We start from the raw sequence: 19,372 nt of genomic DNA on the forward strand, positions 1-19,372 counted from the left end.
ATATTGCAACGCTTCGCATAGAAAGCTCCGCTTATGCAACACTCAGAGATTGTTTAACTACAAGCTATTTATAATCTTTGAAATAACTGAGCCAGTAAGCATCAAGCTCTTAGGTTTCTCAAGCGAAGCATTCTACGCTGAGCGGAGAAACACTAAGGCTTGTAGCTGTAACTGGCGTAGGCTTCCACGAATAAAAAAAGCCCTGTGTACGGCAAATTGCTGTACACAGGGCGCCATATACGATACGGTCGCGTTACCACCTGCATTTATTACTCATCTTATTCCTTACGGGAACGACTCGGGTTGGCTTATCTGCCCTAAGGCACTTTGTTCACCACCTGCTCCGAAGCTACCTTCGTCAGTTCAGCTCCTAGGTCACCTTTCAGCCGGTGAGCGACCCTCTCTACAGGACGACACTGATTACTCCTCTTCATCATCGCATTTGAAACTTAACTAATCATAAAAAAATTTTTGGTTTCTGTCAAGTTTTGTGATTTATTCTTCGTCTAAATCTGCTGTTAAGGCATCATATTTATCATTGCACTCAAGTGTATAGTTTTCTAGAATACCATCCTTCACATAGATTTCGAGAGTTGTATCAGATTGCATTTCTCCCATAGACTTAAGTTCTGAAATGATGCTAGAAATATCTGAGGAATACCCAAGAAGCTTACCTTCTAAATCTTCATCCACAAATGAGTCCCCGAAGAAATCCTGGAAGGTAATTCTGTCTTCACAGTACATCTCATAAGAGTCTGACACCACATAATCACCCTCATCCTCTATGGCAAATTTATAACCATCAATTTCTATGTAATATTCCTGCCAATCATATACCTTAATAGATATTCCACTAGCTATCTGATGAGAGCTTTCTTTTCTAACTACTTCATTCTCTGTATTTTTCTTAGACTCTCTAGTATCTTCAATCTCCAAAGATTCTTCAATTTCTACAATATCATTCTCATCCTCTTCTATATCAATTTCATCCTCTACAGTTTCTTCAGCATCTGTAGTTCCGTCAGATTCTATGGATTCTCCAGAATCTTTTACTTCTTCTGACTCCACAGTTTCAATACTATCCTCTTCAACTTGCTCTTCCTCCACCTCAGCTGCATAAGCAACTGGGGCGAAGATGTTATTAAAAATCAGCATTCCTGCTGTAGCAATAAGCGGCATAAACCTTTTAATTTTCATAAATAAAACTCCTCTTTATTATCAAAGGGAATAATCCCTCAGATGTATTCTTATATTCATACAGTACTCTAGTAATTTTATCTGCATGTTTCTTAATAATTCACTGTAATACTAGGCACAGAGATCCTTGCCTCTGCATCGGACACTCCTCCATATTGAGTAGAGGCAAAGTTTGTGGTTGATGCACTGGCCGTTACTATCACTTTACAATTTTCAAGCCTTGAATCAGAAAGCCTGTAGAGATAGCAAGTCTTATATGATGTGGCAAAATCGTTGGTAGCAATCAATTCACCACTTGCAGAATACACTGCAACGGAAAGTCCTGTAAGATTTTCATAAGCACTGACATTAACTGTAATGCTTTGTGCACCAGGCTTGATAGTTCCAGCCTTAATAAGGAAGGATACAGATGCACTTGAGGAACTAAAGATTCGATTGTTTTTTGCCTGTGACCAGCTGCCATCTCCATAAATTGTTCCAGAAGATACTCCGGTGCTTGAGGTTGAACCTGTTGTGTTTGAACTATTCAAAGCTATTGTTTCTGAACTTGCACCAGTTCCTTTTACAATAGTTTTTGTGTAAGAGTCTGATGATCCATCTTCCTTAAAAACATAAGGGCCACCTGAAACTGTGTAATAAATATAGTTATTATCCTCGGTTCTTGTTGTAGCTATATCCTTAATCTCAATTACATGGCTAACATCCTTTGTACATGAGTACTTGATTGTAGCAGTCTGATTATCCTTGGACCACTCCACTTTTCCTGCCCACTCATGACCATAGATAACACAATCAGAACGACGGCATGAACATACAACATAAGGCTGACTTCTGATAATTGCATCGCAACCACATCCACCTGGAGTAAGGTTGTATCCAGTATGACTTTCGTTGTATTCAAGAGCGTTATATTCAGCGTGAGCACTAGCACTGATATTTACTGTAAGGGTAGCGTTTTCACGTTCCTCTAAATCGAGCTTACTAATGTCAAAACTAGAGCCGCTTCTTGGCACAAGATGTGTAATGTTCTTTCCGTTGCTATAAACAGAATAATTGTAAATACCACCGCGCTCGGAACAAGAAGTTAGCACTGTGATTGCCCTAGCATTAGGAAGAAATGCGGAAGAATCTACAGTAAGTACAGTTGATGTATTTGCATCACAAGAACAAAATCCGCTATCAGAATATGCTCCAGCGTGCTTGCTGGCATTACCACCGCTGGCGGCATATACATTTTTGTTATAATACAAAGCTGCTCCTGTCTTGTCATGCCTTACGTTAAATTTTGAAACCCAGCTTTCATCATCTGAAGAGTAGGCTGCAAATACACTAATGTTTGCTTGTATATAATTTTTAAGCAATCCACCCTTTAAAAACTCTTTGTGTAGAAGATAAGCTGTGTTGTCGGCCACTGTGGATTTTCCTCCATCTTCCATAGGCTTGCAATCCTTGGCAGAAACACATTTATCCTCCGGCTCGTGGCTGTGACAATATCCATTGGCGAACTGGAAGAGAGTCACCAAATTATCTACCTCCTTCAAGCCTTGGATATCCACCCCATCTATATTATTGAGCCACGAACCTGCTCCGTGTCCTGATTCAACAACATAATCAAAAAATTCCTGCCCCTTTCCACGATAGTTATTTGAAGCCTGTTCAGACCTGGCAATCAAATCATAAATTGAGGGAATTCTATTAGCCAAGGAATGTTCTTTATCATCTACATACTGGTCATATAAAAATGATTGATAAGATTTCAGCCATTCCACCTGATGGTCAGATAGATATGTTTCATCACCATCCCCCTCATATAAAGATGACAGAGCTGTCAGTGCGTAAATATCCATTGAATTATTACTGCCATCCACAGTGCAATTCTTATCCTTCAAAAGATTATCCTCTGAAGTTTTATTTGTTCCTATATACATTCCATCCTTGGTAAGTTCAGTAAAGCTTTTGGTAAAATTAGGATACTTTTCTGGATGGGCCAAATACGTATTTACGATATTTGCCATAAGTGCATTACCTGCCTCATCCTCACCTATGGGAGCGTAAGCTTCTACACCTGCAAGCTGACCAAAAAATTCAGGATTGTTTTTGATGGTATTTCCAAAGGCCGCTTCAAAGTCTCCAGAAGATAAGGTTATATGGTTATCATCAATTCCATCCTGTAGATATTTCTCACTTTCATCCAAAAGACTTAAATACTTTGTTCGTCCACCTTCTCTTTTTTTGTCATCGTACTTATCCACCCATGAGCCAAAGTGTTCATCATAAAATTTTGGATGTGACTGGTCCCAATTTGTTTCCTCATAAAAAACCTTAGCCCATAGCTTTTTTACAACCTCAGATCTTTCACTGGAATTTCTTATTAAGTAGCTTGGGATATAACTTCTAAAAGGCACAAATATCTGATAGTCGTTCTCTGCTGTCATAGACCCTTTTGCATATACAGTGGACAATTCTGTAGGAACAACCATGGCGCCAATAAGTGCCAGTGGAAGAATTGCTTTTTTTATCTTTCTCATATATCTCATAACGATTTATACCTCTCAAATAACACTGATCATTTAAAATGGCTTAAAATCACCATTCTGAACATAATAACCATAACAATCATTTTGATATCCAAAGAAAAACTCTGTCTCAGCATCTGTAGTGCGCTCTTTGAGATAATCAATTTCCTTGTGGAGAAGCTCGTCTTCACTGGATGTTGTTGATGACAAGTTGTTAATCAAATTATTAAGATTTGAATCTGCTGACTGGCTATAAGAACGTAAATCCTCAATAAGAAGATTGAAGCTTTTCTTATCAGCAGTCTGATTGTTGTTAGTATTGGTAAGCCAGGTGTTCAATTCCTCAATTAGCTTCGATAGCTCATTGTAGTGCTCAGTATCTGTTGTTGATGTAGCACTAAGCTGATTAACAAGCTCAGTTTTAATGGTTTCCAAACTAGATTTATTTGATTGGTATTTTTCGTTGATTAACTCGTAGATAGTTTTCAAATCATCCTCTGTAAGAGCTGTGCTCTTTTCATCAAGATAACTTGAAATAATAGAATCAAGGGCAAGCTTTTGAGCGTCGGTAAAGCCATCCAACGAGTCAATATACTCGTAGATTTCTTCCCTTGTTTCCTCAACAGTAAGCTCTGATGCTTCACTTTTTGTAAAAAGATTTAATCCTTTGAAATGCATCATAAGCACAACTATTAGTGCAATGGCAAGTGCCGACAAAAACAGCGAAACCTTGTTTAGAGTGTTATCCTCTCTGATATATATTTTTCTAATTTGGGTAGAAAAACCCTGTGTATTTTTCTTTGTGTTTCTCATTTCATAACTCCTTTTCTTCAAGGAATATGAAAGTGGAAATGATTCATTTATTTACCATAATGGGAAATTGGGCCGAACCAACCCGTTATATGATTTACATTTTTTAAAAAGACAAGCGATAATATAACACGATATTGTAAATAATGCAATAGGAAATTTTAAATAATTATATAAGTAGTCAAAAATAGGAGCAGCCATCCAAGCTGCTCCTTCCATTTAAATCAATCCAAAATGCTTTAATGCATTATAAATTCCATCTTTATCAAAATCTGTGGTGACATAATCTGCTGTTGCCTTAGCACGGTCAGTTCCATTGCCCATGGCGATTCCAACATTTGCTGCTGCAAGCATGTCCAAATCATTTTCACTGTCACCAATGGCATATGTGTTTTCAGGATTTATGCCCACAAGCTCACATGCCTTTAACATACCAGTTGCCTTATTGTGACCTGCTGGTACAAGCTCACAAATGTTTTCATCATGGACTATGATAGCATAATCATCAGAAAGTCTATCAAAACATTCCATCCTCTTTTCAGGTTCCACCTCAGTGGCGCAAGACATTTTATTGATAACCCATTCTCCATAGTTGTCTCCAATGGAAATTAGATGCTTGCCTACATCACGTCTTAAGATATTTCCAAAACCATCCTCAAACCCAAACTCATCATTGTCCATGTAAATATTTTTAGGACCTTCAAGAATTGGTCTAAAGCCGTAGCTTCGAATCATCTCAAGAGTCTTTTTAACTAAGTCTTTATCAATAATCTTTTGAAAGATTACTTTTTCATCTATTTCAATGTGGCAGCCACAAGCGCAAACAATTCCGTCAAATCCCATTCCTAATAAATCTGGATCATTAATAAAGGAACGTGCTCTGCCACTACAGATAAATGCAAGGTGTCCGTTCTCTCTAAGCTTTTTAATGGCAAGCTTAGTACTCTCAGGAATATACTTATCATAATTCCAAAGAGTGCCATCTATATCAAAAAATACTGCTGATTTCATACTAATCCTTTTTTGTAAGCTTTCTAAATAATTTTGTTTCGATTCGTTCTGCTCGAGTGACGAAAGAAACCTGTGTATCACGTACCGTAATTACGAAGTGACCACTAATCTCGTCAATCTCCTGCTCCACATAGTTCATTACACTTTCCTTTAAACTCTTGTGGGCGATGATATTGTGTCTAAGTAAAACATTGATTACATGTGTCTCAACACCTGCATCTGCCACTTCTATATAGGCCTCATCAATTTTCTTGTCTGCTATAAATTCTTCTAGCTTATCAAGACCAATCAAGGAATCAAAATGGTCGATATAATCGGTAACACCCTCATTGTTCATAGCCACCGCAACTATCTCATAATCGTTTTCAAAAGAACCCTTAAGGACTCTCTTGATAACCTCCTGGGAATGGTTGCTATCACAAACTACAATAAGCTTTGGACAAAGAGCGGAATGGAAACGACTAAATCTGATAAAACATTTCAAAGCACTTCTTTCAAAAAGAAGGCAGAAGTAACATACTGCAAAAGCTGCTGCATATACACTTCGTGAGAAGTCCTGGGCTGTCTTGATACCATAAAGCACAACTGTGAAGAATGCCCAGCTTATGAATACCTGAACCAGCAAGGTCTCACACTCTTTAAAGAAGCTTCGCTTGATTACACCTGAAAGATTCTTACTTAATATCAGCATCACAAAGTATACTGCTGCAAGAACCACACCATAATCCAAGAAAAGCTCACCATGGTGAACGGCACTAATTTCATATCTAAACTGAACAACAGCCCAATATCCAAAAATCAACGCCAACAAATCTAATATTATGAAATCGGCGTGCTTCTTCATGTAAAGTAAAGTTTTTTTCATAAGATTATTTGTCTCCTTTTAATGTGCGGAGGAATCTCCAGTCTCCCCTTCATGTATGCTAAACCCAAAGTCTAAACCATAAATTATGATGAGCTCTGGTAAAGTTATTTCTCGAATAAAAACTCATTCGCTTCAGCTTTCCTTTTTCACCAATCTTTGTAAGGCGCATTAACACATCCTTCTTATCCTTTGGAAGCCAATCGGCCTTTATCAATTCTCCTGCAAAAATTCTTGCTTCATTAACAAAAGCCTTTTTCTTTTGGAACAAGCTGCCTTCTTTTAAATCGGTAATATTTCGGTCTGCTTTATCTGAATCTGTCTCTGTGACAGCCCCCATTGCATTATGTCCTGTCTGTCTATAATACGCCAGAGGTTCATCAATAGCAACAACTTTACCCATTATAGCTGCAATTTCCAAAACAAGGGCATCATGCATAGGAATATTATTTAAATCCATTTTAGGCAAGAGATCAACGACCAAATCCCTAAGGGCCCTATTGAAGCACATAGTACAGCCTGCCGCAGGATTATCAATTATGATTTGTGTGTAAGAAGTATTTGATGGAAGTCTGCCAATATATCTGATAAAGGAATCAGAAATAGTATTAAGCTTGTCATCAGTTACAACCATATCCGTAAATACGCACACCGGCCAGCTAGAATCAGGATTCTGTTCCTTCAAGTCACCTTCCTGTTCTGTGATAGCCGCTAATGAACGGTCAAGCTTTTCGGGCATCCACACATCATCCTGATCGCAAAACAGATAATAGTCTGCCTCGACTCTACCTAACATCCACAGAAAGTTTTCTTTTGGTCCTCCACAGGAATGACCATAGAACACCTCAACTCGCTCTGGATAAAGGTCTCGATATTCATTTATGATTTCAGCAGTACCATCTATAGAGCCATCATCATGAATAACCAATCTAAAATTTTGATTAGTCTGATCAAATAAACTCTGTAACTGCTGTCTCAAATAATTCTGGCCGTTATAGGTTGCCAGAAGAATAACTACATCTTTCATTGACGATTAAATCCGTAACCGGTCCCCGTTTTTTTCTTAAATTTAAGATTATCTATAAACAATCCCAGATTAGCCAGTGAGCATGTGATTTTTCCAAAGGTACCACTTGCTCTAAATTGATTCTTGTAGCTAATCATCTCGTGCAAAGTAAATATATCTTCCTGTGTGAAGTAATCACAGTCATTTAACATATCTATGAAGTCATACACTGACTCATCTGTTACAGTGGTGTCAGCAGAAAGATTTGCTGCTGTATATTTATGTGTGTATAGGGCTTCATCATGGTAATGAAATACGGCTTTTTTTGCTAATAATAACAGCCACAAAAAGTAATCATCCGCCCCGTTTTTCGACATTATATGACTAGTCCAAAACTCAGGTATAGCATCCTTCTTTATAAGGCATTGTCCTGGCGAAATAATCTGAATTCCAATTCGAAGATAAGTGGTCAAATCTCCAACTAGACTTTTGTGATACGCATTTCGATACCACAACAGCTTTGTTCCATCCGACTGTTCTAAGGATGCGTTCGCCACTTCGATGTCTGCCTGGCTTTTTGTGATAGCCTTCAAAAGCTTTACTAACGCATCTTTTTCAATAATATCATCCTGATCAAGAAACATTATGTATTCACCAGTGGCCTCCTTTAGGCCTGAGACTCTACTGTAGTGAATGCCTTTATTTTCAGGATTAGTTATTACCTTCAGAAATTGTTCTTCTTGCTGTGGAGCCTCAAGCTTTTTCCATGGACTGTCATTCACTAAGATAACCTCAAGCTCATGGCCAACAGCCTTAAGAGACTGCTGATTTTTAAGCATGGAATCTACATAAGCATCCATATATTTATCTCCCTGATAATAGGGAGTAATAACTGATATTTTCATTGTGTCTACACCTCATCCGTAACAGTCGCCTCATGGGGAAGCCAAAAAAATAACCCCCAAAAGGTTACCACAATAGTATAACCTTTTCGGGGGTGTTTTGTCTATTTAGAGCCAGAGCCTTTAACAACAACCGCAACGGTTTTGAAAAGAATCTGTAAATCAAGTCCAAGGGACCAATTTCTAATATATTCAGTATCGAGAGCAACAACCTCTTCGAAATCCTTAATGTCGCTTCGTCCACTAACCTGCCACATACCTGTAAGACCTGGACGGCTTGCAAGACGTGCCTTGTGATGAAGCTCATACTGTACGAACTCATTCTCTGTAGGAGGACGAGTACCTACTAATGACATATCGCCAATAAGTACATTCCAGAACTGTGGTAACTCATCAATAGAATACTTTCTAATGAAGTGTCCAGCTGGGAAAATTCGTGGATCGTTTTCCATCTTGAACATAAGGCCGTTCATTTCGTTCTGATCCATCAATTCTTTCTTGCGCTCTTCTGCATCTGTGTACATGCTTCGGAACTTGTAGAACTTGAACTTACGTCCATTCTTTCCGATACGTGTCTGTGAGAAGAACACAGGACCTGGTGCCTGTATCTTGATAACTGGCGCAAGGAAAATAAATGCAATTGCACAGAATACCAATCCAACCAAGCTACCAAGAATATCAATCAATCGCTTACAAAATGCTTCGCGATTTGTAGCCATATGCATACTTGTTGTCATTGTGATGTAATCACCGTAGTATTCGATTGTACGGTTCTTCATCAAATGCTCTGTATGAATGAGGGAAATATGTACTGTACATCCTAAATCTGTAAGACGTTCAGCAAGTAATTCCTCGCTATATCTATTCTTTCCGTCGATGAATACTTCATCAACAACGTGTGTACGAATGTATTCAAAAACTGAATCACAATCACCAACAACCGGTACACCTTGGATTTTCTTACCAACCCAATTCTTATCAATGATTGCACAGCCTACTACCTTGTACTCAACATATTCTGAGCTAGCTAACTGGCTGAGGCAGTGATTGATTGTACCTGAGTCCGCAATAACGAGCATGCTGGACTTTAAACTGTCATCGTGCTTACGATAACGAATAACTCTCTTAAAAATAACTCTGAAGGCAAACATGAAGAGGACCATTAGTCCAGCCCATGCGAATATTACTGTTCTTGAAACGATGTTTGTGTATTTGAAGGCAACCAAGAAAATAAGAATACCTGCCAAATTTACAAAGGAGTGAACACATACGGCCATCAGCTCCTTCCATTTGTTTCTATGAACAATTCCGGTATATGGGTCTCGCAGAGAGCAGTTGAGAATACTAACGAAAATAATCATTACAAGCACGTGCTCGTAGAAATATTCGTGAGGTATCTTATCTGCTCCAACCACCTTATCAAATCTAAAGAATAAGGCAACTGCTAATGCGAGAAGCGCTGCTAAAGTGTCTAATGTAATAAAGTCCCAATGTTTCGCCCAAAACTTTTTTTTCTTTTTATACATTAGGCTTTTCCTTTACAATACAACACCGTTTTTCTCAAGTAACTCTCTTGCACTATCAACTGAATCAACACCATGAAGATTCTTGATAGGTGCAAATTCATGATTTCTATCAACCTCGAATGCAAGGTTGTTATCCATCATGTGAATCATATCAAGTACTAAAAGCTCGAACTTGTAACCATTTGGCTCTGTAGGAGAAATCTTCTCACCGTTTTCGTTAACGTATGGAATCTTCTTCTCTACTACGTGTACAACAAGATTGTTGTCTACGATTTCGTCAAGCTTTTCTACTGAGAATAAGTAGTTAAGGATAACACCGAATTTATAAAGAAGGCTTCCGTCAGCTGCCTGTGCCTCTGACATTTCCTTTGACATCTCATAGTACTCTACGATGCTTGGCTTTCCATCCTCAAGGCAAAGAAGACCCATCTTCTCAGCTGGCTCAACCTTACGAACAACCTTTGAACCAGAAACATAGTTTCCGAGGATTGTAGCACCGATGAATAAAGGATCTGCAATTCTCTGAAGAACATTATCTACAGCGAATACGTTGATCCACTTAAGACCGCGGGCCTGAATATCACTCTTGAGACCAGCCTTAAGCATTGAAGCATACCAACCACCATTACCATTTGGAGAAGTAGCAAGACGTCCTTCCTCCTCAAGTAAAAGCTTTCCATCATAATCAACTGCACAAGCCATATCCTGAATGAAGAACTTAACATACTCTGGGTTGTAACCGAAGTAGTTGTGCTCCTTGAAGAAGCTCTGTGTAGCTGCATCATTCTTCTCACTTGTCATGATGTAAAGAGGAACAAATGCACCTGCTTTGTTAACAACTTCCATAAGGTTGTTGATAAGACACTCAAAAATGAATAACTCGTGTGTCTGACCTACATTGTAGCATCCCTTTGGTAAATCAAAGCCAAGACGTGTTCCCATACCACCGGCAAGGAGAACTGCTCCAACTTCACCCTTCTTGATTGCATCAAGACCAGCTGCTTCGAACTCAGCCTTTCTTGCTTCGATTTCTGGAAGCTCGATTGCTGGAGGAACTGTAAACTCTCCTCTAGCTTCGTTTGAGTCGTTTCCGATAAGCTTGAAATCAGACCAGTTGATGTTCTCAATCTGCGCAAGGAACTCAACCTTTTTCTCGTCTGAAAGGTTATCAAAACCTCTCATGACATGGCCCTGTCCGGCCTTTTCCAAAATTTCGATTGCTTGTTCTTTAGTCATAAAATTCTCTCCCAACTTACTTTTCTACTGTTTCATATATCGTTCACAGTTTTTTCACAAGTGTATATATAATACTACCTTTTAGTCAAAAAATGTGCATAAAAATAAATCAAAATTATATTGCATAATGGTTATTTGACACACTTTACCCGTTTTGGTGAGTATTAAGCCACACTCGTCCCCTTATAAGACTGCGTAACCTTCTTCAAATCTATAGTGAATTAATAAATCCTCTCCAGAGTCAGAAATAACCTTTACAGTGTTATTTATTTCCTCTGTATACTCCAAATGGTGCTCTAAATCTGTGAAAAACATAACATATCCAAGGATTTGACGCATACCGCTGTTTTCTTCCACGTCATCTCCCACATGTCTAAACAACTGGACATTATATTTCTGAGGCTGAGATTGTAAAACATCAACGCCCTGAATGTCTGCAATTTTGCCTGGATTAAGCCATAAGGCATAAGAAAATACCTGCCCCGGCTGTGGTGTAAAGGTAGGCTTTGTATCCTCATTAAGAGCATTATCAAGCATTACGTCACACAAATATTTCTCACCTGGAACTTTACCACCTGGAAGTCTATAATTCATCTCTAAAGCAACAAACTTGCTTCCATCAAATATTGTCTGAAGACCAATAATACCATCTTTAATCTCCAGGTATTCCACAAGCTTGTCAATTTGATTTCTCAACTCTTTGTCGAATAAATCCATGTGCTTTGTTGGTGTAGCACCAAAAACACGACGCTCAGAATTATCCTTGCAGGCACAGTCGTCACCTGAAATAAATAGATGTGGCTCACCCTTAATTACTGCATAGATAAATCCAACCTGTTCTCCTGCAATAAAGTCCTCAACAACTACTTTTTTCTCTGGTGACTTTTCATAGGCATCAAGGTAACCTGCCTTAAGTTCTTCTTCATTGTTACAAATATGAAGACCAATGCTTGAACAGCCATCAGCTGGCTTTACAACAACTGGATATTTAATCTTTGCAATATCCTCAGCTTTTAAGGTCTTATCAAGGTGATATTCAGCAGGTACATTAAGACCACAAGCCTCGCAAGCCTCTTTAAATGCAAGCTTGTCATTTGTAATATCCCATGCTCTCTGATTTGCATAGAAAGGTAAACCTAATCTCTCGCACAAATCTTTATTTGCCTTAATGCAAACTTCGCTTGCGCCACAAAGAATAGCGTTAATCCCTTCTTCCTTACACTTCTTTTCAAGGACATCGTAATCTAAAACACTTACGTCCCATGCTTCATCTGCCATGGCCTTAAATGGAGACTGCTCTACAGGAAGATTATCTGTAACAATAGTATATACTCCACGTTCCTTAGCAAACTTAATCAGTTCATCCACATGAGTATTATTACCTAAAAACAAAATTTTCTTCATAAATAAACCTCGTTAAGATTATTTATACAGCATAGCCCTTCTCAAATCTGTAACGGCAAACTAAATCCTGACCATTCTCATCAAGAACCTGAAGAGTATTGTTAATTAAATCAATATACTCTCCGTGATGTGCAAGATCTGTAAAGAACATAATATATCCAAACACCTGACGCATTCCTGAGTTTTCCTCAACAACATCGCCAACCTGTCTGAAAGGCTGTACATTGAATTCCTGTGGTCTAGCCTGGAACACATCAAGTCCCTTAACTTCAGCAATCTTTCCTGGCTTAAGCCAAATTGCATAGCTGAAGAGCTGACCATTCATAGGTGCTGGTTGTGGATTAGTATCCTCTGCGAGAGCATTATCAAGCATAACATCACAGATAAGCTTCTCTCCTGGGAACTTTCCACCTGGAAGTCTATAGTTCATTTCAAGGATAGCAATATTTTCACCGTCAGTGATTGCCTGAATGCCGGCTGTACCAGCCTTGATTTCAAGAAGTTCAAAAAGCTTATCTACGCCAGCCTTTAACTTCTCATCATAAAGCTTCATATGCTTTGTTGGAGATGCACCGAATACACGACGCTCTGCATCATCCTTACAAGCACAATCATCACCTGCTGCGTTAAGGTGTGGCTTTCCGTTTACTACAGCATAAATAAATCCAACCTGCTCACCTGCAACAAATGCCTCAACTACAACCTGCTTAGACTCTGATTTCTCGTAAGCATCCTTGTAGCCTTCAATAAGCTCAGCCTCATTTTGGCAAATATGAAGTCCAATGCTAGAACAACTATCTGTAGGCTTAACTACAACTGGATAAGTAATCTTTGCAAGATCCTCGGCCTTTAAATCAATATCAAGTACAAATTCCTGTGGAACTGGAAGCCCACATTCAATACAAGCCTTCTTAAAAGCAAGCTTGTCATTTGTAATATCCCATGCCTTCTGATTTGCATAGAATGGAAGATTTAATCTTTCACAAAGTTCCTTGTTTGCCTTGATACAAACCTCGCTTGCGCCACAAAGAATAGCGTTAACTCCCTCTTCCTTACACTTCTTCTCAAGGACATCGTAATCTACAACACTAATATCCCATGCTTCATCAGCCATAGCCTTAAATGGCGACTGCTCGACAGGAAGATTGTCGGTTACGATAGTGTAAACGCCTCTATTCTTTGCCTCCTTAATTAACTCATCCACGTGACAGTTGTTTCCTAACAATAATAACTTCTTCATTACTCAATAACCTTTCTAAAAACCATAAAACTACCTGGTTCCCCCGTATTAACTATTTACTTTTTTCCCTAATTATTTCTTTCCAACAAGTTTTTTAACTGTTCTTTTTAACTGTCTCTTATTATGGATGCTTTTAACCTGTTGTTTATCATAAGAGTCTTCAAGAATCTTCTCGAAAATCTCATTATAATCCTTCTTTTCAAAATTATTTCGATTATCCTCAAGCTTGTTAAGCTCAAATAATCTTCGCTCATCAAAGTTAAGATTTAACTCAAGAGCCTCTGCAATTTTTTCCATGTCCTTCATACCCTGAAGATAATTAAGAACATTCTCCTTGCTATAAAAATCATTCTGTGATGACCAAGAACCGCTGTTTTCATCTAAAACGTATCTATAGGCCGACACGAACTCACCAAGGTTGTACATTTTACCAACAGCCATCATACAAAGCACCTGACTTCTATCGATAAGCTTTCTTGGATCAATGCCTGATGCCATTATCTTCTGTTGAAGTTGTCCATATGCCACCTTTCTATACATAGATGTGGCTGTCTGACCTGGAAGAACATAATCCTGGAACATCTTTAAGGTGTATTCTCCACCCTCCTTCATGAAACCGCTCCACTGCTCCAAATTTTCCTGGCGAACTTCGTTCTTGTCCACGATTTGGCAAAGACCAAAGCATGCCACATAATCTGGATGAGAATCAAGGAAGTCTACCTGTTTCTGAAGCTTGTTTTCATCAATCCAGAAATCATCTCCCTCGATAAAGGCTACATATTCACCTGTGGTACGCATTGTAAGATCAGCAACATTACCACCCATTCCAAGATTCTTTTCACGAAGGATTGGAACAATAATATCTGGATATTTTTCAGCATACTCTTTGATTACAGCTGCATTGCCGTCTGTTGAACAATCATCGCCGACAATTACCTCGTACTCAAAATTAACCTTTTGAGATACGATGCTTTCTAAAGTATGACCAATATACTTTTCTTGATTATAGGTAGCAACTACTACACTAACCTTCTTATTTCCCATGGCTCATTACTCCTCTACATCCTCAGGACACTCGTAGCCATCTACAAGTGTAAACCTGTTTAACATATCTGCAATCTGCTCTTTTGAACAGAACATCATTACATCAAGAATTGACAGATATGGAACAAAATCATTTCCAAACTGCTCATAAACGATATCATCATCTGTCTGAACAAACTTAAGTCCAAGACCGTTTTCTCTAAAGAAATTCTGATAATAAAGCTTTGTTCCACCGATAGCATTGTAATATTCAGTAGCATTTCTTGCTTTGCAAATTGCTACTACGTAATGCTCTCTCTTATACTCACCATCAAGAGGTACATCCTTTGACTTACGGATAATAGGTGTATCAATTCCAAGCTCCTTTGCAGTAAGCTTAATTGCGTTTTCAAGGAACGCAGAAAGATTCTTTCCCTCTTCTGTAAGTCCAAACTCAAGAACCTGTCTTACGTGAGCAGCAACAGACTCATAATTTGGAGCCTTTGCATAAGCGCTCTTAAGAGTGTTCATCATCTTTTCGATTTCAGCCTCATCAAAAGATGTCTCGTGCTCGCATATTAATTTGTTCTGAGATGGCTTGTGAACAGGAATTCTAAAATACTGTCCTTCGCCATTAATAAGAATCTTGTTTCTGTTGATATAACCGTTTTTAATGTAGTTAACATCATCCGCAATAACATACTCATCTACAGCATTCATAAGCTGCCAGTATCCAATATATGGATAAAAGTATGGTTGCATAATTCCTAATTTCATTTTTCTACCTCTTTAAAGTAAAATTATATTTTATCTTCAGCAACGCCTAATCAAAAAACTATCTATCTCCCTTGATTATGTCGCATATTCTCTTAACATTTTCCATCTCTAAATCTGTGTAAAGTGGAAGTGTAAGAACCTGTCTAGAAAGCTTTTCTGCAACAGGAACATTTGCCTTGTAGCCTGCATCCTTGTAACAGTTAAACTCACTAGTGATAGGATAAAAGTATTTACGAGAGTGAATATGATTTTCTGCTAATAAATCAGATAACTCATCTCTGTTCATTCCATATTTATCTGGATCAATAAATATTGGGCAATATGTGTAATTAAGCTTAAGAGCCTTCTCATCATATTGAAGAAGCTTAACGCCAGGAATGTCCTTAAGATGTTCTCTATAGTAGTTGTAAAGTACTTTACGCTTTTCTCTGTTTTCCTCGAAATGCTTAAGGTTGCAAAGTCCCATTGCTGCTGAAAACTCATTCATCTTTGCATTTGCACCAACGAACTCTACATTCTCCTCATCCATGATTCCAAAGTTGTGAAGCTGATAAACCTTTGTAAGTGTAGCTGTATCATGAACGATAGCAAGTCCGCCCTCGATAGTATTGAAAGCCTTTGTAGCGTGGAAGCTTAACATAGAAGCATCGCCAAACTTAACAAGGTTCTTGCCGTTTAAAGTCTCGCCAAAGGCGCGAGCCGCATCGTAAATAACCTTGAGATTATGCTTCTTTGCAATAGCCTCAATCTTTTCAACATCACAAGGCATACCGTAAACATGAACAGGAACAATTGCTGTTGTCTTGTCTGTAATCAGTTCCTCGATTTTGTCTGGATCGATTGTACAATCGCTTTCGCGGATATCACAAAACACTGGAGTAAGACCATTTCTTACAATGGCATGTGTAGTTGACGCAAAAGTGAAAGGTGTTGTGATAACCTCTCCTGAAAGCTCCATAGCCTGAAGTGTCATCTCAAGAGCCATATGGCCATTACACATTGGCAGACAGTGGTTGGTGTTTAAAAAATTCATAAGCTCAACCATAAGCTGTCTTGTGTATTTGCCCACATTTGTAAGATGATGTGTCTCCCAAATATCTTTTAAAATTTCCATGTATTCTTCCATTGGTGGAAGAACAGGTTTTGTAACATAAATTTCCTGGTTCATATATTTCTCCCCTAGAATTCATTCATAAGCTGCTGAATCTCAGCATCATTAATAACTGTAACCTTTGTATCACTAATTCTGTATACACGGTCACAAGCAGAAAGCACACTTGGACGATGTGTTGTAAGAATGCAAGTACGCTTTGTGTCTTTCTTCATAAGGTTGCTTAATACCTTACGCTCTGTAGCAACATCAAGAGCTGAAGTAGCCTCATCCATAAGAAGGATAGGTGTCTTTCTAAGGATAGCTCTTGCAATAGCAAGTCTCTGGTTCTGTCCCTCAGAGAAGCCGATACCACTTTCACCGATGTTGTGGTTGATTCCATCAGGAAGCTTCTGTACGAAATCGTAAGCGCAAGCCTGCTTTAAAGCATCAATAATTTCTTCGTCTGTTGCCTCTGGAGCAATGAGAAGCATGTTCTCACGGATAGTTCCAGAAAGCATTGTGTTACCCTGTGGCACATAAGCAATAAGAGAACGAGTCTCTGTTGAGAAAGAGAACTTTTCTCCATTTTCCTCAGGAAGCTGCGCATATACATCGCCGCTACCCGCCTTAAGGATTCCAAGGAGAAGACGAAGCATTGTTGTCTTACCTTCACCAGAAGGACCAACAAGTGCGATAATCTCTCCAGGGTTCGCCTCAAGATTTACCTGATTGAAAATCTGACGACCAGTCTTGTAAGCAAAGCTCATGTTGTCAACACGAACAGAAACACCATTCTTATCTGTCTCAGCTGCAAACTTTTCGTAAGCTGCTGTTTCGATAAGCTTTTCATCGTGAATATCAATAACCTCACGCACACGCTCAATCGCAACTGTAAGCTGAAGTGAGATTGGAATCTGCTGTAATAATGCCTTACCTGCAACAGCAATTCTGTAGGCCATCATAATAACAACTGTAAGAGCACCGAAAGTCATAACACCAGAATTTACTCTGAAGAAAGCCCATCCGATACAAATGATACCTGACAAAATACCTGCAAGATAAGTAACAATCCATGACATAAGTGAGAAGAAGTTTGACTTCATATCAGCCTTGTATCTCTCTTCCTCAAGATCCTTAATTCTGCCATAGAACTCGTCTGCTAAACCAAAGGCCTTAACTGCCTGAATGTTGTGGAAGGATTCCTTATTGTACGCAGTCTCCCTACTTTCAATCTTTCTGATTTCAGCCTGAGAAGCATAAATCTTGTTCATAAAGATTCTTGATGAGCAAGCAATGATTGGTCCAACTATAAGAACCACAACAATCATGCTGGCATCGTTGTAAAGAATAACTGCCAAGGATGCAATTATCATCATTGTCTGAGTGATGATAGTTGTAAGGAATATTGTAACGTTCTGAGAAATTGTCTTAGAATCGTTTGACATTCTTGTAATCAAATCACCAGAATGGAATGCTGTAAGCTCTTCCCAATCAGCCTTAACAACCTTGTTGAAAAGCTTCTTTACCATGTCAGCCTGCATAGTGTTGTAATTCCATGCTGCAAGACGATTTGAAGAAATACTTAAAACCGCATTTGCAACAAACAGAAGAATGTAGAAGATTCCCATAGCTACAACCTTCTGAGAATTCTTTTCAATGGCAAAGTCTACGATATTTCCAACTTTGTATGTAATAAAGAAGTCAACAGCCAAGCGGAGTACTTCAACCAGTGCATATAGTAAAATACGTCCCATATACATCTTATAAAAGCCAAATACCCACTTTAGATTATGATAAAGTCTACCAATAATACCATCTTTATAGTTTAAAACCTTTGATTTGTACTTATTCAAAACAATCTCCTTATATCTAAATAACTGTTGTTATATTTTTAAAAAGCTCATCCACAAGCTCTGGCTGATTTTCATAGCAAATCTTCCTTGCGAATAGCTTGCTTGATGTCTTTAAATACTCTAAATCAGAATAAACAAATTCATAAGGGGCTCCTCGTTCCCAATCAATCTCTCTAATAACTTCAGTAGCGATGCTATCTTTAAACTGAGAGTTGTAAGCAATTGTCTGAACAAAGAATTCATCTGGTCCATCTGTGAAACGGAACATCTTAAGAATCTGTCTTTTTTTAGATAGAATATATCTGGCCAAATCATCTGTAATGGAAAACCATTGATCCCCCTTTACAAACTCTATGTCAGGATACTTTTTTGTTCTATCTGTTCCTTTGGCTCTTTGACTATCTTGATATTCCATATTGATAGTCCTAAGCCTTCGCAGTGCTTTTTTCTTAAGACTCTGTCCTTCAAAATCAACCCTGCCTATGAATCTCATAAAAGGATAATAATATCTTACCTTTTGAAGATATTCACCTTTGCCGTCGCCTTCCTTGTAGTAGGTGACATATTCTTTATTGTTATCCCTAAAAAACTCATGAATGTAATCCTGAGATTTTAAAGGAAAATCAACACCTGATAACAGGTGATAATATTGATATTTTTGATTTGCTGTGGCCATCTTCAAAAGCGTGAGTTCGCATTTAACAATACTGGTATGACCCCAAAAAATCTTTTGTCTAGGAGCAAGGTAAAAGCCCGACTTCTTAACCTGAGCCTTAATGGCTTCCGGGTCAAAATCCTTGGCCTTTTTATCTACATGCAAATATATGTCATTTCTCTCATCATCTATGGCCTTTAACAATCGGATAAGCATATTCCAATTACTGTGAGCCATTATCAGGTATGCATGCCTTTCCAC

16 protein-coding genes are annotated in these 19,372 nt (G+C 38.4%); all 16 read right to left on the bottom strand.

The window, feature by feature from the left end; genetic code table 11:
* Positions 1-495: 495 nt before the first annotated feature.
* A complete protein-coding gene (locus BLR54_RS11495) occupies positions 496-1,197 on the bottom strand; it encodes a hypothetical protein (protein WP_090421221.1) in 702 nt (233 codons plus the stop codon).
* A 92-nt stretch (positions 1,198-1,289) separates the two neighbouring features.
* Positions 1,290-3,725 (bottom strand): hypothetical protein, encoded by a 2,436-nt coding sequence (locus BLR54_RS11500; protein WP_143008438.1) that lies wholly within the window; start codon positions 3,723-3,725, stop codon positions 1,290-1,292.
* Positions 3,726-3,767: 42 nt separating this feature from the next.
* Positions 3,768-4,526, bottom strand: a complete 759-nt coding sequence (locus BLR54_RS11505; RefSeq protein ID WP_090421225.1) for a hypothetical protein — start codon at positions 4,524-4,526, stop codon at positions 3,768-3,770.
* A 216-nt stretch (positions 4,527-4,742) separates the two neighbouring features.
* Positions 4,743-5,534: a Cof-type HAD-IIB family hydrolase gene (locus BLR54_RS11510; RefSeq protein ID WP_090421227.1), complete on the bottom strand. Its 792-nt coding sequence runs from the start codon at positions 5,532-5,534 to the stop codon at positions 4,743-4,745.
* 1 nt (position 5,535) lies between these two features.
* Positions 5,536-6,399: a Rossmann-fold NAD(P)-binding domain-containing protein gene (locus BLR54_RS11515; RefSeq protein ID WP_090421229.1), complete on the bottom strand. Its 864-nt coding sequence runs from the start codon at positions 6,397-6,399 to the stop codon at positions 5,536-5,538.
* A 58-nt stretch (positions 6,400-6,457) separates the two neighbouring features.
* Positions 6,458-7,423: a glycosyltransferase family 2 protein gene (locus tag BLR54_RS11520; RefSeq protein ID WP_090421231.1), complete on the bottom strand. Its 966-nt coding sequence runs from the start codon at positions 7,421-7,423 to the stop codon at positions 6,458-6,460.
* Complete coding sequence (locus BLR54_RS11525) at positions 7,420-8,307, bottom strand: glycosyltransferase family 2 protein (protein WP_090421233.1); 888 nt, start codon at positions 8,305-8,307, stop codon at positions 7,420-7,422. Before BLR54_RS11525 ends, BLR54_RS11520 begins: the two co-directional genes overlap by 4 nt.
* A 101-nt stretch (positions 8,308-8,408) precedes the next feature.
* The gene (locus BLR54_RS11530) at positions 8,409-9,830 is read right to left on the bottom strand and encodes a sugar transferase (protein WP_090421235.1); all 1,422 of its coding nucleotides are present in this window, start codon (positions 9,828-9,830) and stop codon (positions 8,409-8,411) included.
* Between the two features lie 12 nt (positions 9,831-9,842).
* Positions 9,843-11,066, bottom strand: coding sequence for a UTP--glucose-1-phosphate uridylyltransferase (locus tag BLR54_RS11535; RefSeq protein WP_090421237.1), 1,224 nt, complete (start codon positions 11,064-11,066; stop codon positions 9,843-9,845).
* A 183-nt stretch (positions 11,067-11,249) separates the two neighbouring features.
* Positions 11,250-12,470 (bottom strand): ATP-grasp domain-containing protein, encoded by a 1,221-nt coding sequence (locus BLR54_RS11540; protein ID WP_090421239.1) that lies wholly within the window; start codon positions 12,468-12,470, stop codon positions 11,250-11,252.
* Positions 12,471-12,492: 22 nt separating this feature from the next.
* Positions 12,493-13,710: an ATP-grasp domain-containing protein gene (locus tag BLR54_RS11545; protein ID WP_090421241.1), complete on the bottom strand. Its 1,218-nt coding sequence runs from the start codon at positions 13,708-13,710 to the stop codon at positions 12,493-12,495.
* A 72-nt stretch (positions 13,711-13,782) separates the two neighbouring features.
* The gene (locus BLR54_RS11550; protein WP_090421243.1) at positions 13,783-14,754 is read right to left on the bottom strand and encodes a glycosyltransferase family 2 protein; all 972 of its coding nucleotides are present in this window, start codon (positions 14,752-14,754) and stop codon (positions 13,783-13,785) included.
* Positions 14,755-14,760: 6 nt separating this feature from the next.
* Positions 14,761-15,510: a WbqC family protein gene (locus BLR54_RS11555; protein ID WP_090421245.1), complete on the bottom strand. Its 750-nt coding sequence runs from the start codon at positions 15,508-15,510 to the stop codon at positions 14,761-14,763.
* Between the two features lie 58 nt (positions 15,511-15,568).
* Positions 15,569-16,678 carry a DegT/DnrJ/EryC1/StrS family aminotransferase gene (locus BLR54_RS11560; RefSeq protein WP_090421247.1) on the bottom strand — a complete coding sequence of 370 codons (1,110 nt, stop codon included), beginning with the start codon at positions 16,676-16,678 and terminating at the stop codon, positions 15,569-15,571.
* Between the two features lie 11 nt (positions 16,679-16,689).
* Positions 16,690-18,456: an ABC transporter ATP-binding protein gene (locus BLR54_RS11565; protein WP_090421249.1), complete on the bottom strand. Its 1,767-nt coding sequence runs from the start codon at positions 18,454-18,456 to the stop codon at positions 16,690-16,692.
* 16 nt (positions 18,457-18,472) lie between these two features.
* Complete coding sequence (locus BLR54_RS11570; protein WP_143008439.1) at positions 18,473-19,372, bottom strand: beta-1,6-N-acetylglucosaminyltransferase; 900 nt, start codon at positions 19,370-19,372, stop codon at positions 18,473-18,475.

The sequence above is a fragment of the Pseudobutyrivibrio sp. YE44 genome (genome assembly GCF_900104335.1).
GTDB lineage: Bacteria > Bacillota > Clostridia > Lachnospirales > Lachnospiraceae > Pseudobutyrivibrio.

Coding starts and splice junctions, on each gene's coding strand:
- BLR54_RS11495 (WP_090421221.1), bottom strand. CDS start 1,197: ATGAAAATTAAAAGGTTTATGCCGCTTATTGCTACAGCAGGAATGCTG.
- BLR54_RS11525 (WP_090421233.1), bottom strand. CDS start 8,307: ATGAAAATATCAGTTATTACTCCCTATTATCAGGGAGATAAATATATG.
- BLR54_RS11510 (WP_090421227.1), bottom strand. CDS start 5,534: ATGAAATCAGCAGTATTTTTTGATATAGATGGCACTCTTTGGAATTAT.
- BLR54_RS11560 (WP_090421247.1), bottom strand. CDS start 16,678: ATGAACCAGGAAATTTATGTTACAAAACCTGTTCTTCCACCAATGGAA.
- BLR54_RS11520 (WP_090421231.1), bottom strand. CDS start 7,423: ATGAAAGATGTAGTTATTCTTCTGGCAACCTATAACGGCCAGAATTAT.
- BLR54_RS11535 (WP_090421237.1), bottom strand. CDS start 11,066: ATGACTAAAGAACAAGCAATCGAAATTTTGGAAAAGGCCGGACAGGGC.
- BLR54_RS11530 (WP_090421235.1), bottom strand. CDS start 9,830: ATGTATAAAAAGAAAAAAAAGTTTTGGGCGAAACATTGGGACTTTATT.
- BLR54_RS11500 (WP_143008438.1), bottom strand. CDS start 3,725: ATGAGAAAGATAAAAAAAGCAATTCTTCCACTGGCACTTATTGGCGCC.
- BLR54_RS11540 (WP_090421239.1), bottom strand. CDS start 12,470: ATGAAGAAAATTTTGTTTTTAGGTAATAATACTCATGTGGATGAACTG.
- BLR54_RS11555 (WP_090421245.1), bottom strand. CDS start 15,510: ATGAAATTAGGAATTATGCAACCATACTTTTATCCATATATTGGATAC.
- BLR54_RS11550 (WP_090421243.1), bottom strand. CDS start 14,754: ATGGGAAATAAGAAGGTTAGTGTAGTAGTTGCTACCTATAATCAAGAA.
- BLR54_RS11545 (WP_090421241.1), bottom strand. CDS start 13,710: ATGAAGAAGTTATTATTGTTAGGAAACAACTGTCACGTGGATGAGTTA.
- BLR54_RS11505 (WP_090421225.1), bottom strand. CDS start 4,526: ATGAGAAACACAAAGAAAAATACACAGGGTTTTTCTACCCAAATTAGA.
- BLR54_RS11515 (WP_090421229.1), bottom strand. CDS start 6,399: ATGAAAAAAACTTTACTTTACATGAAGAAGCACGCCGATTTCATAATA.